Origin of the sequence: Saccharothrix syringae, assembly GCF_009498035.1 — a bacterium.
Taxonomy (GTDB): domain Bacteria; phylum Actinomycetota; class Actinomycetes; order Mycobacteriales; family Pseudonocardiaceae; genus Actinosynnema; species Actinosynnema syringae.
The window spans coordinates 8,320,123-8,337,092 of sequence record NZ_CP034550.1; the positions used below are offsets into that span (position 1 = coordinate 8,320,123).

General features: G+C 74.6%; 11 protein-coding genes. 2 read left to right on the forward strand and 9 right to left on the reverse strand.

Annotation, left to right across the window (positions count from 1 at the left end):
• Nucleotides 1–361: 361 nt before the first annotated feature.
• The gene (locus EKG83_RS34490; RefSeq protein WP_153278648.1) at nt 362–3,007 is read left to right on the forward strand and encodes an FAD-binding and (Fe-S)-binding domain-containing protein; all 2,646 of its coding nucleotides are present in this window, start codon (nt 362–364) and stop codon (nt 3,005–3,007) included.
• A 644-nt stretch (nt 3,008–3,651) separates the two neighbouring features.
• On the opposite strand, the gene EKG83_RS34495 is transcribed toward EKG83_RS34490, so the two are convergent.
• Entirely contained in the window at nt 3,652–4,158 is a 507-nt protein-coding gene (locus EKG83_RS34495; RefSeq protein ID WP_033434975.1) for a TetR/AcrR family transcriptional regulator, read from the reverse strand.
• 97 nt (nt 4,159–4,255) lie between these two features.
• Here EKG83_RS34495 and EKG83_RS34500 point away from each other — a divergent pair, with 97 nt between their 5' ends.
• Nucleotides 4,256–5,122 (forward strand): NmrA family NAD(P)-binding protein, encoded by an 867-nt coding sequence (locus EKG83_RS34500; RefSeq protein WP_211269282.1) that lies wholly within the window; start codon nt 4,256–4,258, stop codon nt 5,120–5,122.
• Here the strand turns inward: EKG83_RS34500 and cutA are convergent.
• The 8 genes from cutA to EKG83_RS34540 all read right to left on the reverse strand — a co-directional run bounded on the left by cutA (nt 5,103) and on the right by EKG83_RS34540 (nt 16,925).
• Nucleotides 5,103–5,423: a divalent-cation tolerance protein CutA gene (gene cutA, locus EKG83_RS34505; protein WP_033434974.1), complete on the reverse strand. Its 321-nt coding sequence runs from the start codon at nt 5,421–5,423 to the stop codon at nt 5,103–5,105. The genes EKG83_RS34500 and cutA overlap by 20 nt on opposite strands.
• Nucleotides 5,424–5,602: 179 nt before the next feature.
• Complete coding sequence (locus tag EKG83_RS34510; RefSeq protein ID WP_033434973.1) at nt 5,603–7,081, reverse strand: amidase; 1,479 nt, start codon at nt 7,079–7,081, stop codon at nt 5,603–5,605.
• 452 nt (nt 7,082–7,533) lie between these two features.
• Nucleotides 7,534–9,504, reverse strand: coding sequence for a glycosyl hydrolase family 95 catalytic domain-containing protein (locus EKG83_RS34515; RefSeq protein WP_051766859.1), 1,971 nt, complete (start codon nt 9,502–9,504; stop codon nt 7,534–7,536).
• The gene (locus tag EKG83_RS34520) at nt 9,473–11,422 is read right to left on the reverse strand and encodes a beta-galactosidase (RefSeq protein ID WP_033434972.1); all 1,950 of its coding nucleotides are present in this window, start codon (nt 11,420–11,422) and stop codon (nt 9,473–9,475) included. Before EKG83_RS34520 ends, EKG83_RS34515 begins: the two co-directional genes overlap by 32 nt.
• The gene (locus tag EKG83_RS34525) at nt 11,419–12,366 is read right to left on the reverse strand and encodes a carbohydrate ABC transporter permease (protein ID WP_051766858.1); all 948 of its coding nucleotides are present in this window, start codon (nt 12,364–12,366) and stop codon (nt 11,419–11,421) included. Before EKG83_RS34525 ends, EKG83_RS34520 begins: the two co-directional genes overlap by 4 nt.
• Complete coding sequence (locus EKG83_RS34530) at nt 12,363–13,337, reverse strand: ABC transporter permease (protein WP_033434970.1); 975 nt, start codon at nt 13,335–13,337, stop codon at nt 12,363–12,365. Before EKG83_RS34530 ends, EKG83_RS34525 begins: the two co-directional genes overlap by 4 nt.
• On the reverse strand, nt 13,324–14,943 hold the full coding sequence (locus EKG83_RS34535) for an extracellular solute-binding protein (protein WP_033434969.1): 1,620 nt from the start codon (nt 14,941–14,943) through the stop codon (nt 13,324–13,326). Before EKG83_RS34535 ends, EKG83_RS34530 begins: the two co-directional genes overlap by 14 nt.
• On the reverse strand, nt 14,940–16,925 hold the full coding sequence (locus EKG83_RS34540; RefSeq protein WP_033434968.1) for a glycoside hydrolase family 31 protein: 1,986 nt from the start codon (nt 16,923–16,925) through the stop codon (nt 14,940–14,942). Before EKG83_RS34540 ends, EKG83_RS34535 begins: the two co-directional genes overlap by 4 nt.
• Between the last annotated feature and the right edge of the window lie 45 nt (nt 16,926–16,970).

Genomic DNA, 16,970 nt, shown 5'->3' on the forward strand with positions numbered 1-16,970 from the left:
TTGCCGGCGAGGAACGGCGGTACCGGCTTGTCGTCGGGACCCGTGATCGCGGCCTCGTGGACGTCGGGCGCGGAGAAGTGCTCGCCGTCGAGCGCCGGGACCCGACCGCCCGGCTCGCCCGCGCGCGGCGCCGGCCGTTCGGCTGGTACCCGCTCTGGCGGCTCCAGCCGGGAAGCCACCCGGCCGAGGTGGCGATGGCGCCCGCGACGTGCCGGAACCGACCGGGTCGGTCAGGGCGTTGTGCGCTGTGACTCGGCTGCCGCACGCCTCCGGATGTCACCGTTCGACGCACACCCGTTGGACCCTGGAGCGACACCGCGGCACCCCCGGCGCCGGCGACCGGCCGCCGTCGCGGATCACAATGCACCGCGTGACCGGATTCGTCGAACGCCTGCGGGCCGAGGTGGACGGTGACGTGCTCGCCGACGCCGCGAGCCGCGCCCTCTACTCCACCGACGCCTCGAACTACCGCCACGTGCCGCTGGTCGTGGTGCGGCCCCGGTCGGTCGACGCCGTGCGGGCGGCGGTGGGGGTGGCGGTCGAGCACGGCGTGCCGGTCACCCACCGGGGTGCGGGTACCTCGATCGCGGGCAACTCCGCGGGCGCCGGCCTGGTGGTCGACTTCTCCCGCTACCTCGACCGGGTGATCTCGATCGACCCGGTCGAGCGGCTGGCGGTGGTGCAGCCCGGCGTGGTGCTGGACCGGCTCAACGACGCGGCGCGGCCGCACGGGCTGGTGTTCGGCCCCGACCCGTCCACGCACTCCCGCTGCACGCTCGGCGGCATGATCGGCAACGACGCGTGCGGCTCGCACTCGGTGGCCTGGGGCAAGACCAGCGACAACGTGCGCGCGCTCGACGTGCTGCTGGCCGACGGGCGGCGGTTCGACACGCGCACCCCGCCGCCGCTGGACCTGCCCGGGGTGGACCCGGCGTGGTTCCCCGCCCTGGACCGGCGGGTGTCGGGCTACCGGCTGGACGCGCTGCCGGACCTGACCCGGGCGCTCGTCGGCTCCGAGGGCACCTGCGTCACCGTGCTGGGCGCGACGGTGGAGCTGGTGCCGCTGCCGGAGCGGCGGGTGCTGGCCGTGCTCGGGTTCGACGGCCCGTACGACGCCGCGGACCTCGCGCCCGCGCTGCGCGAGCTGGACGTGCTGACCGTCGAGGGGCTGAACGCGTCGCTGGCGCGGGCGGCCGGGCAGCTGCGGCTGCTGCCGCGCGGCGAGAGCTGGCTGTTCGTGGAGACCGCCGACGAGTCCGCGGCGCACCGGGCCGCCGCGCTCGCGCCGCACTCCGCGGTGGTGACCGACCCGGCGCGGCAGCGCGCGTTGTGGCGGGTGCGCGAGGACGGCGCGGGGCTGGCGACCCGGATGGCCGACGGCGGCGAGGCGTGGTCGGGGGGGGAGGACGCGGCCGTGCCGCCCGAGCGGCTGGGCGCCTACCTGCGCGAGTTCGACGCGCTGCTGGGCCGGCACGGCAGGCGGGGCGTCACCTACGGCCACTACGGCGAGGGCTGCCTGCACGTGCGCATCGACTTCGACCTGGCGCGCGGGCACCGGTCGTTCCTGGAGGACGCGGCCGACCTGGTGGTGGCGCACGGCGGGTCGCTGTCCGGCGAGCACGGCGACGGGCAGGCGCGCTCGGAGCTGCTGCCCCGCATGTACCCGCCGGCGGCGATCGAGGCGTTCCGCCGGTTCAAGGCGGCGTTCGACCCGCGCGGGCTGATGAACCCGGGCCGCATCGTCGACCCGCTGAAGCTGGACGACGACCTGCGCGTGGTCGTCGCTCCCCCGGTGATCCCGACCCGCGCGGCGCTGGCGCTGCGCGCCGACGGCGGCGACCTGGCGGCGGCCACGCGGCGGTGCGTCGGCGTGGGCAAGTGCCTGAACACCGCGGGCGGCGTGATGTGCCCGAGCTACCGGGTGACGCGGGAGGAGAAGCACTCCACGCGCGGCCGGGCGCGGCTGCTGTTCGAGATGCTGGGCGGGCGCGTGGTGCGCGACGGGTGGCGGTCGGCGGAGGTGCGCGACGCGCTGGACCTGTGCCTGGGCTGCAAGGGGTGCAAGCGCGACTGCCCGGTGGACGTGGACATGGCCGCGTACAAGGCGGAGTTCCTGCACCACCACTACCGCCGGCGCGTGCGGCCCGCGGCGCACTACTCGATGGGCTGGCTGCCGCTGTGGCTGCGGCTCGGGCTGGTCAACCGGGTCAGCGCCCGGTTCGCGCGGTTCGCCGGGGTCGACCCGGCCCGCCCGCTGCCGGTGCCGGTGCGGTCGTTCCAGTCGCGGTTCCCGGGCGGTGGCGACGGCGACCGGGTGCTGCTGTTCCCGGACACGTTCACCAACCACTTCGAACCGGGCGTCGGGCTGGACGCGGCGGCGGTGCTGCGGCACGTGGGCCAGGCGGTGGAGGTGCCCCGGGCGGCGGTGTGCTGCGGGCTGACGTGGTTCTCCACCGGCCAGCTCGGCGTGGCGCGGCGGGTGCTGCGGCGGACCGCGCGGGTGCTGCGGCCGTGGACGCGGGCGGGCGTGCCGGTGGTCGGGCTGGAGCCGAGCTGCACGGCGTTCCTGCGGGCGGACGCGCTGGAGCTGGCGGGCGACGACCCCGACGTGACGGCCCTGGCCGGTGCGGTGCGGACGTTCGCCGAGCACGTCGGGCCGCTGGTGGAGCCGCGGCCCGCGGCGGGTGGGGCGGTGGTGCAGCCGCACTGCCACCAGTACGCGGAGGTGGGGCTGGACGCGGACCGGGAGCTGCTGGCCAGGGCGGGGGTCGAGGCGTCGGTGCTGGAGGGCTGCTGCGGCCTGGCGGGCAACTTCGGCTTCGAGCGCGGGCACCACGACGTGTCGATGGCGGTCGGCGACCTGACCCTGTTCCCGGCCGTGCGCGCGGCGGGCCCGGACACCCCGGTCGTCGCGGACGGCTTCAGCTGCCGCACCCAGATCCGCCACGGCACCGACGCCACCCCCCAGCACACGGCCACCCTGCTCCGCCACCGCCTGGGCCTGTAGCCCGCGAGTCGAACCTCCAGCACCCTCGTGTCGAACCTCCGGCACCCCCGTGTTCAACGCTCGGGACCCCCGAGTTCGACATTCGCGTTCACATCCTGTTGGGCCTGAATGTCGAACTCGGGGGTCCTGGGGGTTCGACACGACGGGTCTGGAGGTTCGACTCGCGCGTGCACCCGGGCGGCGGCGCGGGTCTGCCTATCGGGCGGCGGCCTCGAACAAGTCGTGCGTCCCCGGTCGAACAGCACCACCCGCACCGAGGTGATCCCCGGCGTCTCCTCCGCCGTCTCGGCGATCGTGGTCGACGCGATCCGCGCGGCGGACTCGACCGGCCACCGGTGGGTCCCGTGGAGATCGCCGGGAACGCGATGCCGCGCGCACCGGGACCGGCCGCGACGCGCATCGAGTTGCGGTAGCGGTCGGCCGGCGGGTGGGAGCGGTCCTCCGTCGCCACGGCCTGCCCTGTTCCGAGCCCCGGCCGCGATGTCGGGTTCGACGCGGTTCACGAGCGGCACCCTCCGGCCTTCACGGGTCGTGGTCGATCGGGTCCCCCCGGCCTGAATGTCGAACTCAGGGGTCCTGAATGTCGAACTCGGGGGTCCTGGGGGTTCGACACGACGGGTCTGGAGGTTCGACTCGCGTGGGGGCTAGGGGGCGATGCCGGTCAGGGCCAGGGCCAGCAGGCGGTCGGCCTCGGCGGGGTCGCCCTCGGCGGCCAGCGAGACGGCGTTGGCCAGCTTGAGCAGGTCGGCGGCTGCCACGTCGGGGCGGGCGGCGCCGGCCCGCCGGGCCTCGGCCACGAGGGCGTCGGCGGCGGTGGTGATCATCGCGTGGCAGGTCTCGCCGAGGGCCGGGTCCGCGCCGCGCAGCAGTGACGCGGCCAGGCCCCGGTTGGCGGCGGCGTGCCGGGCCACCGCGCGCAGCCACTCGACCAGGGACGCGTTCGCGGACCGCGCGCACAGCGCCGCCACCCGGTCGTGGAACACCGCTTCCAGCAGGGCCTGCCTGGTCGGGAAGTGGCGGTGCAGGGTGGCCGAGCCGACGCCCGCGCGGCGGGCCACCTCCTCCAGCGAGGCGTCCGCGCCGTGCTCGGCGACGGCCGCGTCGGCGGCGGCCACGATCCGCTCGCGGTTGCGCCGTGCGTCGGCTCGCATGGGCGGCTCCCGGATGAGGACTCGACGAAGTGGGGTGGTCCCCCATATCGTAGCCCGCACTAAACGGGGGACCACCCCACTTGCAGGAGGAGAACTGGTGAGGACGATTGCCGTGGTCGGTGCGACCGGGCTCCAGGGGCGTGCGGTGACCGAGCGGCTGCTCGCCGACGGCTGGGCGGTGCGGGCGCTGACCCGCACCCCCTCGCGGGCGACCGGGCCCGCGCCGTTCGTCGGCGCCGAGATGGACGACGTGGACTCGCTGGTCGCCGCCATGACCGGGGCGCACGGCGTGTTCAGCGTGCAGCCGACGGTCGGCTCCCCGGGTGCCCCGCCCGGCTTCACCGCCGACGACGAGGTGCGCTGGGGCCGCAACGTCGCCGAGGCCGCGCGCCGGGCCGGGGTGGCGCACCTGGTCTACAGCTCGGTCGCCGGCGCGGGCCGGGACGAGGAGCTGCCGGTGAACGTGGCCGCCAAGGCGCGCGTCGAGCGTGCGCTGGACCTGCCCGCGACCGTGCTGCGCCCGGTGTCGTTCATGGAGAACTTCACCGGCGCCTACGCCCTGCGCGACGGCGCGGTGGCCACCGGGCTCGCGCCGCACGTGCCGCAGCAGCTCATCGCCGTGGACGACGTCGCCGCGCTCGTGGCGCTCGCCTTCTCCGCGCCGGGGACCTGGATCGGCCGCGCCGTCGACGTCGCGGGCGACGAGCCGACCCCGGTGGAGGTCGCCGCCGCGATCTCGGCGGCCGTCGGGCGGGAGCTGCCGTACGAGCAGGTCCCGGTCGAGGCGATCCGGGCGGTGGGCGAGGACTTCGCCTTCGCCAACGAGTGGCTGAACGAGCGCGGCTACCGGGCCGACGTCGCCGCCACCCGCCGGCTGCTGCCCGGCGCGGAGGACCTGCGGGCGTGGCTGGCCCGGGTCGGGGCGGCGCGGATCGACGCGTTCCTCAGCGGGTCTGCGCGGTGATCCAGGCCAGGTAGTCGGGGTTGCCGCCGAGCACCGGCAGGGCCACCACCTCGGGCACGTCGTAGGAGTGGTTGGCCTTGACGAACTCGGTCAGCTCGTCCACCCGGTCGTAGGCGGTCTTGATCCAGAGCTGCCACTCCCGGTCGTCCCGGACCTCGCCGTCCCACCGGTAGACGCTCCGGATCGGACCGCCGACCTGCGCGCACGCCGCCAGGCGGGCTTCCACCACCGCCCGCGCCAGGGTGGCGGCGGACTCGGCGCTGTCGGTGGTGGTGAGGACCACCACGTGGTTGTCGTCCACGCGCGGAGCGTAGCCGTTTCGGGGCGTGGGGGCGCCCGATGGCCCCTCGTCGCCAACCGCACCGCGGTCCGACCACCGGTGGCCGGGGGTGTGCCGCGCCCTGTCGTTCGACGACGCGGCACAACGGTCCCCGACCGCGAACCGACGGGGCGTCGAGCGCCCGGCGGCACCGAAAGGCGCTACAGCCGAGCCGCCAACCCCTCCCAGGGCGCCGCCACTTCGAGCTGCCGCGCCAACCGCAGCAGCACCCCCTCCGCCCCCAACCGCCCGAGGAACTGCACCCCCATCGGCAACCCGTCCGGCGTGCGGTGCAGCGGCAGGCTGATCGCGGGTCGCCCGGTCACGTTGGCCAGCTGCGTGTAAGGCACCCACCGCAGGTTCCGCTCGACCACCTGGTCCACCGCACCGAGGTGCCGCAGCACCCCGGTGGTCCGGGTGCGCAGCACGGCCCGCGCCAGCGTCCTCAGGTACCCGGGCGTCTCCAGCGACCCCACCCGGATCGGCGGCTCACCGAGCGTGGGCGTCAGCAGCAGGTCGTGGCCCTCGTGGAACGACGCCAGCGCCGCGACGTACGAGCGGCGGCGTTCCTGGGCCTCGTGGAACTCCACCGCGCCGAACGTGCGGCCCAGCGCGGCCATGAGCAGGGTGTCCTGCTCGAACCCCTCGTCGCCCGCGCCGGTCAGCCGGCGGACCCGGGCGACCTCGACCGCCTGGTGCACGAACCACGTCACCAGGAAGTCGCGGGCCAACTGCCGGTCGTCGTGGGGCGGGTCCACCTCCTCCACGTGGTGGCCCAGGTCGGTGAGCAGGGCGGCGGCGTGCTCGACCGCGCGCACGGCCTCGGGGTGCGGCTGCGCGCGCAACGCGCACCGGGTGGTGTAGCCGACGCGCAGCGGTGCCGGCGCCTCGTCGAGCCGGTCCAGGAAGGACCCCTCCGGCACGGCCGGGGCGTACGGGCTCATCGCGTCGGGCCCGCTGATCACGTCGAGCATCGCCGCGGTGTCGCGGACCGTGCGGGAGATGACGCCGGCCGTGGCCAGGCCGTTGAGCGGTTCGCTCTCCACCGGCCCGGACGGCACCAGCCCCCGGCCGGGCTTGAGGCCGACCAGGCCCGTGCACGCCGCCGGGATGCGGATGGAGCCGCCGCCGTCGCTGGCGGCGGCCACCGGGACGATGCCGGCGGCCACCGCGGCCGCGGCGCCGCCGGACGAGCCGCCCGGGGTGCGGTCGGGCGCCCACGGGTTGCGGGTCGGGCCGTGCAGCTCCGGTTCGGTGATGCCCTTGGAGCCGAACTCGGGGGTGTTCGTCTTGCCGAAGACGACCAGGCCCGCGTCGAGCCAGCGCCCGACGACGGTGCCGGTGTGCTCGGCGGGCCGGCCCGCCAGGGCGCGGCAGCCGTTGGCCGTGGGGGTGCCCGCGATGTCCTGGTGCAGGTCCTTGAGCAGGAACGGGACGCCCGCGAACGGGCCGGACAGCTCGCCCGCGACGCGCTGGTCGGCGTGGTCGTCCAACCACGTGCACACGGCGTTGACCTCCGGGTTCACCGCCCGCGCCCGGTCGCGGGCGGCCGCCAGCAGCTCCTCGGCCCGCACCTCGCCGGACGCCACCAGCCCCGCCAGCGCCAGCCCGTCGTGCCCCAGGTAGTCGCGCTCGTCCACCCGCCACCTCCTCGTCCCGGTCGGATGCGGTCGGGACATGATCGCCCACCGACCGGCCGGTTCCAAGGAGCGTCCGCGGAACACCCCTCCGCCGCTACGCCCGAACTGCCCGAACGGCACCCGGAGGTGGTCCCGCGGCGGTGCGGCGAACGAGGTTCAGGCGCGTGCGGACGGCCGCCGGCTCCACGCAGGAGTCCTTCGCGGGAGCCGTGCACGTCGACCGCGGCACGGTGGCGCGCCGGCACCCCGCGTCCGGGCGCTGTTCGGGATCCGCGGCGCACGAACCCTGGCCCGGCTGGGCGCGGTGGGTCGACGAAGCCGAGCTGTCCTGGCACCTCGGGATGCGCGAACTCCACCTCGGGAACGTCGCGGCACGCGCCGACCACTTCCACGCCGCCGGGGGATCGCCGCGAGTCGGACCGGGACCGGCAGCTCTCCACCGCCTCGACCGCTCACCCGCCCCCGCGCCGGTCCGCGACCCGGGCACGGCCCTCCGCGCCGCCTCGGCCACGGGATGACCAGGGCAGCACGTTGCGCGCACCGGGCCGCACCCGCAGCACCTCCCGCCTCTCCCCGTGCCGCAGCACCACGTCACCCGGTAACAGGGCGCTCACCGCCACGACCGTCGGCTCGCCGTCGCGCCACCGCAGGTCCACGGTCAGCCCGCCGCGCGCCCGCAGCCCGCTCACCCGGCCGGTCCGCCACGCCGGGGGCAGCGCGGGCAGCAGCTCGACCTCGCCGGTGTGGCTCTGCACCAGCATCTCCGCCACCGCGGCGGGCACCCCCAGCGAGCCGTCGACCTGGAACGGGTCGGCCGCGACCAGGTTCGGGCAGCGCGGCATCGCCGCGAGCAGCGCGGCCGCCCGCTCCCCCTCGCCCAGCCTGGCCCACAGGGCGGCCTTCCAGGCGTACGACCAGCCCGGCCCGTCGTCGCCGCGGTCCTCCAGCGCCTGCCTCGCGGCGAACGCCTCCGGCGTCCCCCGCGCGATCCGCGTCCCGGGGTAGAGCCCGACCAGGTGCGACACGTGCCGGTGCCGCGGCTCGGTCTCCGGCACCTCCCGCGCCCACTCCAGGAGCTGGCCGCGCGAGCCGACCGGCAGCGGCGGCAGGCGGTCCAGCAGCGAGGTGTCCACCGGCAGCCCCAGCACCTCGCCCGCCTCGCGCAGCCGGGTGAACAGCTCCCACACCAGGGTCAGGTCCATGGTGGACCCGACGCCGACGGCCACCGCGTTGCCCGCCGGGCCGAGGTAGTGGTTCTCCGGCGAGGTGGACGGCGCGGTCGTCGGCACGCCCTCGTGCTCGAACACCCACGACCGGCAGAAGTCGGCGGCGCCCAGCAGCACCGGCCACGCCCGCGTGCGCAACCACTCCACGTCACCGGTGAACGCGTAGTGCTCCCACAAGTGCAGCGACAGCCACACACCGCCCATCGGCCAGTTCGCCCACGCCGGGTCGCCCTGCACGGGCGTGGCCAGGAACCACGGGTCGGTGTTGTGGTGCGCGCACCAGCCGTCCGCGGCGTACAGCTCCCGCGCCACCTCCGCGCCGGACCGCGACAGCCCCTCCACGAACTCCAGCAGCGGCTCGTGGCACTCGGGCAGCGCGGTCGGCTCGGCCGCCCAGTAGTTCATCTGCGTGTTGATGTTGATCGTGTAGTTCGACCGCCACGGCGGCTCCGGGTGCGGGTTCCACACGCCCTGGAGGTTCGCGGGCAGCGTGCCCGGCCGGGACGAGGCGATCAGCAGGTACCGGCCGTACTGGAACAGCAGCGCGGCGAACGCCGGGTCGTCGGCCGACCACTCGGGGGTCGGCCCGTCCGGCTCGGGCCCGAGGTCCAGCGACACCCGGTCGTAGAGCGCCCGGTGGTCGGCCACCGCCCGGTCGCGGAAGACCTGCCAGGCGGGCGGTTCGGCCAGGCCGACGTAGAAGGTGACCGCGCCCGGCTCGGCCACGCGCGCCAGCGGGACGGGCGCCTCCAGCGTCGCGGTCACGCCCGGTGCCCCGGTGACCCGCACGGCCAGCGCGTGGTGCTCGGCGGAGCACACCGCCTCCTGCCGCACCCCGTCCCCGTACTCCACGGCCGCGATGCCCGTGCGCAGGTCCAGCGACCGCGAGTAGCCCGGACCGGGCGTCAGCCCGTGCAGCCGGAGCACCCCCAGCGGCTGGTACACGCCCGTGTCGGGCCCCTGCACCGACCTCAGCAGCTCCTCGGCCCGCTCCGGGTCGCCCGCCAGCACGGCCTCCCGCGCCGCCGCCACCCGGTCGGCACCGCCCGCGGGCCGCGCCGGGCCGCCGAGCCACACCCGGTCGTCGTTGAGGTCGAAGCGGCCCGTGCCGCGGCACATCGCGCCGAACCGGCCGCTGCCCAGCGGCAGGGCCTCCTCCCACCGCTCAGCCGGGCTGCGGAACCAGAGCCGCGACACCGAACCTCCCCAGGGTCAGCGAACCGGACACGGCCCCGCCGGTGAGCAGGTCGACGTGCGCGCCCGGCACGTCCAGCCCCACCTCGTCGAGCCCGTGGTTGACCAGGAACAGCACGTCGCCGCGCCGCACCGCCTCGACCCCGCGCGGCGGGCGCAGCACCGGCTCCACCCCCGCCTCCGCCACCACGCGCTCGAACAGCCGGCGCGCGGCGCCCCGCTCGGGCCGGGTGGCCACGTACCAGGCCACGCCGGCACCGTACCGGTTGCGCAGCACCACCGGGGTGCCGTCGGCGAGGGCGGCCACCACCTCGGCGCCCTCGGCGCGCAGGTCGTCGTACCAGAAGTCGGCGGTGAACCCGCCGAGCGAGGCCGACGAGCACTCCAGCACGTCGTCCGGCCCGAGCGGGACCACCTCCTCGATGCGCAGCCCGAGCAGCTCCCGGAACGGCGCCGGGTACCCGCCCGGGTGCACCCGGTCGTGCTCGTCGACCAGGCCGGAGAAGAAGCCCATCACCAGCGTGCCGCCGCCCTCGACGAACGACCGCAGCGGCCCGGGGTCGCGCACCAGGTACAGGTTGGGCACCACCACCAGCCGGTAGGCCGACAGGTCGGCGGAGGCGGGCGCGAAGTCGACGGTCACGCCCAGGTCGAACAGCGGCTCGTAGCAGTCGCGCACCCGGTCGAGCAGGTCGAGGTCGTCGGACGGGTGCGCGTCCAGGCCGACCGCCCACCAGCTCTCCCAGTCGAGCACCACGGCGACCTGCGCGGTCACCCCGGTGCCCGCCACCGGGGCGAGCGCCTCCAGGTCCGCGCCCAGCGCCTCGACCTCGCGGAACACCCGGCTGTCCGGGCCCGCGTGCGGCAGCATCCCGGAGTGGAACTTCTCCGCGCCGCCCCGCGAGGCCCGCCACTGGAAGAAGCACACCGCGTCCGCGCCGCGCGCCACCGCCTGCACCGACTGGGCGCGCAGCTGACCGGCGGGCTTGGGCGGGTTGCGCCGCCGCCAGCTCACCGCGCTCGCCGCCTGCTCCATCAGCAGCCACGGGCCGCGCTTGAGCGAGCGCATCAGGTCGAAGCTCATCGCGCTGACCACGTGCGAGGTGGGGTCGGCCGGGTCGGGGTACCAGTCGTGCGAGACCACGTCCTCGTGCGCGGCCAGCACCCAGCAGTCCACGACCTGGCTGAGCCCCATGAAGTTCGTGGTCACCGGCACGCCCGGGGTGGCGCTCCGCAGCACGTCCCGCTCGGCCACGAAGCACTCCACCAGCGCGTCGGAGCAGAACCGGGCGAAGTCCAGCCGCTGGCCGGGGTTGAGCACGTACGGCGCGCGGCGCGGCGGGATCACCTCGTCCCACTCGCCGTAGCGCTGGCTCCAGAACGCCGTGGACCAGGCGTCGTTCAACGCGCCCAGGTCGCCGTACCGCCCCCGCAGCCACCGCCGGAAGTGCGCGGCGGTCACGTCGCAGTGGCACACCTGGCCCAGCTCGTTGCCCACGTGCCACAGCGCGAGCGCCGGGTGGTCGGCGTAGCGCCGGGCCAGGTCACCGACGAGCGCCAGCGCGTGCTCCCGGTAGACCGGCGAGGACGGGCAGAACTGGTTGCGCGAGCCGTAGGCGAGCCGGCGGCCGTCGAAGTCCACCGGCAGGGTCTCGGGGAACCGGTGCCCCAGCCACGGCGGCGGCGAGGCGGTCGGCGTGGCCAGGAACACCTCGATCCCGCCCGCGTGCAGCAGGTCGAGCACCCGGTCCAGCCAGCCGAAGTCCCGCTCGCCGGGCCGGGGTTCCAGGCGGGCCCAGGAGAACACGCCGACGGTCACCGTGGTCACGCCCGCCCGGCGCATCAGCTCGACGTCCTGCGCCCACACCTCCTCCGGCCACTGCTCGGGGTTGTAGTCACCGCCGTAGCGGAGCCGGCTCATCCCTTGATCGCCCCCACGATGACGCCCTTGGTGAAGTGCTTCTGCACGAACGGGTAGACGATCAGCACCGGCACCACCGCGATGACGACCACGGCCATCTTCACCGCGAGCGTGGCGACCGGGCCGCCCGTGCCGTCCAGGGTGGAGTCCACCGCGCTGGTGCCCGGGATCGGCTGTCCTTGGAGGACGTAGGTGCGCAGCACGAGCTGGAGCGGCCACTTGTCGGTGGAGTTGAGGTACAGGAAGGCGTTGAAGAACGCGTTCCAGTAGCCGACCGCGTAGAACAGCGCGATCACCGCGGTGACGCCCTTGGACAGCGGCAGCACGATCCGGGTCAGCACGCCGAAGTCGTTGGCGCCGTCGATGCGGGCGCTGTCCACCAGGTCCTGCGGGATGTTCATGAAGAACGACCGCAGCACCACCAGGTTGAACGCGGCCACCGCGCCGGGCAGCACCAGCGCCGCGTAGGTGTCCAGCAGCCCCAGCGACTGCACCAGCAGGTAGGTCGGGATCAGGCCCGGTCCGAACAGGAACGTCAGCAGCACCGCGAACAGCAGCGGCCGGTGCGCGAACGACCCCGGCCGCGACAGGCCGTAGGCCGCCAGCAGGGTGACCACGACGCTGAACAGCGTGCCCACCACCGTGATGCCGGTGCTGACCAGCACCGACCGGGTCACCGTGCCGCCGGACAGCAGCTCGGCGTAGGCGGTGAGGCTGAACCCGTCGGGCACCACGACCAGCCCGCCTGCCCTGGTGACCGCCTGCGCGGGCGAGACGCTGGTCAGCACCACCACCCACAGCGGGAACAGCACGGCCAGCAGGACCACGCCCACCAGCACGCCCTTGGCCGCCTGCCCGAGGCGCGTGGGCGGCTCCTCCCACACGGGTCGGGTCGGGCGGGGCCGGGTCGGTCCCGTGCGCGCACGGGACTGGACGACGGTCATCGCGAGTACACCCCCTGCTCGCCGGCCAGGTGCGCGACCTTGTTGGCCGCCAGCACCAGCGCCAGCCCGACCAGGCCCTTGACCAGGCCGGCCGCGGCGGCGTAGGAGAAGTCGGAGTTCACCACGCCGGTGAAGTACACGTAGGTGTCGAGCACCTCGGCCGCGGCCGCGCCGACCGCGTCGCGCTGGAGCAGGAACTGCTCGAAGCCCACGGTCAGCGCCTCGCCCAGGCGCAGGATCAGCAGCAGCACGATCACCGGGACCAGGGCGGGCAGCGTGACGTGCCACAGCCGCCGCCACCGGCCCGCGCCGTCCACCGCGGCCGCCTCGTAGAGCGAGGTGTCGACCGTGGACAGCGCGGCGAGGAACACGATCGCGCCCCACCCGGCGTCCTTCCACACCGCCTGGGCGGTGACCAGCCCCAGGAACAGGTCCGGGTCGGTCATCACGTCCACCGGGGAGGCCCCGTGCGAGCGCAGGAACGAGTTGAGCACCCCCGCGCCGCCGATCATCTGCTGGAACAGCGTGATCACCAGCACCCAGGAGAAGAAGTGCGGCAGGTAGACCACGCTCTGCACGAACATCCGCAGCCGCGGCGACAGCAGGCTGTGCACCAGCAGCGCGATCCCGATCGGCACCGGGAAGTAGAACACGAGCTGGAACGCGGTGATGGCCAGCGTGTTGACCGTCGCGGACCAGAAGTCGGGGTCGCCGAGGATGCGCCGGAAGTTCGCGAACCCGGTCCACGGGCTGCCCGCGATGCCCACGTAGGGCGAGTAGTCCTGGAACGCCACCACGTTGCCCAGCAGCGGCACGTAGTGGAACACCACCAGCAGCCCGATCGCCGGGGCCACCATGAGCAGCAGCACCCAGTCGCGCCGCAGCCGCCGGGCCCACGACGACCGCCGGGCGGGCGGGGACGGGCGGCCCGCCGCGGTGGCGGGCCGCTCCAGCACGTCAGCGCCCGGCATCGGAGAGCGCCTTGTCGTAGAACGCGCGCAGCTCGTCACCACCGGCCTTGCGCCAGTCCTCGGCCAGCTTCCCGACGTCCTCGACGGGCGTGCGGCCGCGCAGGACGTCGTTGGTGCGGTCCTCGAACTGCTTGGGCAGCTTGGAGAACTCGGCGGGCTCCTCGATGCGCAGGCCGAACGTGGGCGGCTTGACCTGGTGCTGGTAGGCGTCGGCGAGCCAGCCGTGCAGCGACCGGACGTAGTCGGGGTACTGGGTCTCGACGATCGCGTCCGGCGGGCCGGCGATGAAGTTGTAGGTGAGGGTGATCTCCCGGCGGCCCAGCTCGTTCAGGTCCGGCGCGCCGCCGGCGCCGCGGGCGCTGTGCTTGCCCTCGGTGCCGTAGCGCAGCAGGAAGTGCTCCTCGGTGCCGATGGGCGCGGCGGCGAAGTTCGCCACCCGCAGCAGCTCGCGCACCCGGTCGTCGGGGACGTCCTTGCGGATCAGGGTGACCATGGCGGTGGGCGGGCTCACCGGGTAGGTAGGCGTGCCGCCGTCGGCCGCGAACAGCGGGAACAGGTCCATGCCGAAGTTCGGGTTGATCGGCCGCTGCTGGGCCAGCGCCTCGCGCCACGCGCCGAGGCCGTCCTGGTAGATCAACATCTGGCCGCCCGCGAACAGCTCCTTCAGCCGCGTGGTGTTGCCCGCGACGATGTCGGGGTGCACGTAGCCCGCGGCGTAGAGGGACCGGGTGAACCTGACCGCCTCGGCATAGGCTTCGGTCTCGATCTTGTTGACGACCTTGCCGGAGGCGTCGCGGCTCCAGTCGCCCGGGTCGCCGAAGATCCGGACCACGGAGCGGAAGACGTCGCCGACGGCCCACCGGTTCCTGGCGGGGTCGTTGATCTGCTTGCACAGCGCGGCGAACTCGTCGGCGCTCTTGGGCGGCTGTACGCCGAGCTGCGCGAACAGGTCGCTGCGGTAGAACAGCGCCTCGGGGAACGGCCGGTCCGGGAACGGCACGCCGTACAGGCGCCCGCTGTAGACGCACTGGTGCCACGCGTCGGTGGGGATGTTGGCCAGCAGCGGGTAGTCCTTCACCTTGTCACCGGCGAGGAAGTCGGTCAGGTCGCGGAACACCTCACCGACGCCCTCGCCGAACCGGGGCGGGATGGTGAACGTCGGCATGACGGTCATCTCCGGCACCTGCTTGGCGGCCATCATCGCGGCCAGCTTCGCCTGGTAGTCGCTGCCCTGGACCAGGTCGAACCGGACCACGCCGCCCAGCCGCGCGTTGACCGCGTCGTAGTAGGAGTTCTCGCCCAGGCCCGGCGGGACGGGCCAGAAGGCGGGGGTCATCGCGGTGACCTCGCCGCCGCTCAGCGGCTTGTCCCCCACCGCGGCCACCAGCTTGTCGGGGAAGGTGAGGTAGCCGGGCGCGGAGCCGTTGACGCCGGGCAGGTCGGGCTTGGCGAACTCCACCGGCACGTGCGCCGGCAGCACCTTGGCCAGCGCGTCGTCGCCCAGCGCGGAGCCGGTGTGCTGCGGCGCGGACGAGCCGCAGCCGACCACGAGGGTGCCGCCGGCGACCGCCGTGAGCGACAGGAAGCCTCTGCGGTTGAGAATCATGAACGCTCCTTGGCGTTGATTCCGGGGATGTGCGCGCCTTCGCGCACGAAGAGGGGGATGCGGTCGAGGGGTGCGTCGACCAGGAGGGTCTGCCCGCCTTCGTGGAGCTCGCCGGTCGCGGCGTCGGTCCACCGCGCGCCGGCCGGGAGGTGGACCTCGCGGGCGCGCTGACCGAGCCGGTGGACCGGCGCGACGAGGAGGTCCGGGCCGAACAGGAACTGGTCGTCCACCGCCCACGCGGCCTCGTCGCCCGGGTGGTCGACGAACAGCGGGCGCATCGGCGGCAGGCCGGTCTCGGAGGCGACCCGCATCTGCTCCAGGACGTAGGGGCGCAGCGCCTCGCGCAGCCGCATGGCCGCCACGATGTGCTCGTACGCCTCTTCGCCGTAGGACCAGACCTCGTTGGGGCCGCCGGTCATGGTGGGGTGCAGCGGCACCTCCGGGTCGCGGAAGCCGTGCAGGCGGAACAGCGGGCACAGCGCGCCGTACTGGAACCAGCGCACGACCAGCTCGCGGTACTCGGGCGAGTCCTGGTCGCCGCCGTGGAAGCCGCCGATGTCGGTGGTCCACCACGGGATGCCGGACAGCGCCACGTTGAGCCCGGCGCGGATCTGCGCGGCCAGGGACTCGAAGGTGGCCGGGATGTCGCCCGACCACAGGGCCGCGCCCCACCGCTGGCTGCCCGCCCACGCCGAGCGGTTGAGCGTGATGATCTCCGTCTCGCCCGCGGCGCGCATGCCCTCGTAGTACGCCCTGGCGTTGTTGGCCGGGTAGGCGTTGAGGACTTCCAGGCCCGGGCCGTCGTGGGTGAGCAGGTTCGCCGGGGTGCCCGGCTTCAGCTCGGGTTCGCAGGCGTCGAGCCACCACACGCGCACGCCGTGGTCGTAGTAGTTGCGCTTGACCCGGTCCCAGACGAAGGCGCGGGCCTCGGGGTTGGACGCGTCGTAGAACGACACGCCGACCTCGCCCTCCACGCCCTTGTCCGGCCAGTCCGCGTGGAAGGGCGGGCCCTGCTCGGTGGCCAGGAACAGGCCGCGCTCCAGCATCACCGGGTGGTTCTCCGACAGCGGGCTGACCGACGGCCACACCGAGACCATGAGCTTGACGCCCATCTCCTCCAACTCGCGCACGGCCGCGGCCGGGTCGGGCCACTCGGCCGGGTCGAACCGCCACTCGCCCAGGTGGGTCCAGTGGAAGAAGTCGACCACGATCACCGACAGCGGCAGGCCGCGGTCGCGGTACTCGCGGGCCACGGCCAGCAGCTCCTCCTGGGAGCGGTAGCGCAGCTTGCTCTGCCAGAACCCGGCGGCCCACGCCGGGAACGCCGGGGCGTGGCCGGTGGCGTCGGCGTAGTGGCGCAGCACGTCGGCCGGCTCGCCCGCGGTGAGCCAGTAGTCGATCTGGCGGGCGCTGTCGGACACCCAGCGGGTCCCGGTGACGCCCAGCTCGACCCGGCCGACCGCCGGGGTGTTCCACAGCAGCCCGTAGCCGCGGCTGGAGAGCAGGAACGGGATGCTCACCTCGGCGTTGCGCTGCACCAGCTCGACCACCGCGCCCTTCTGGTCGAGCAGGCCGTGCTGGTGCTGGCCCAGGCCGAACAGCCGCTCGCCGTCGTAGGCGCGGAAGTTCTGGGCGATGCGGGAGTAGCCGTTGCCGTTGGCGGTGAACAGCCGCGCGCCGGGCCACCAGAAGTGGATGCGCTCCTCGGCCAGCAGCTCGGCCTGGGTGTCCTCGCGGACGAACCGCAGCAGCCCGTCGGCCAGCTCCACCCGCAGCGCGCCGTTGACCAGCACGGCGCTCTCCGCGCCGACCTTGACCTCCGCGTCCGCTTCGGGGCGCTCCCCCAGCGCGCCGGGCACGTCGTCGCGCACCCCGGTCAGGCCCACCCGGACCCGGACCGAGTCCGGGCCCCACGCCTCCACGCGCACCACCTGGTGGCCGTCGCGCCAGTCGAAACCGCCGCTGATCTCGCGCAAGCCCATCCGGGTCCCTCCCTGAAGTGAAATCGAAGCGCTTCGACGACGCGC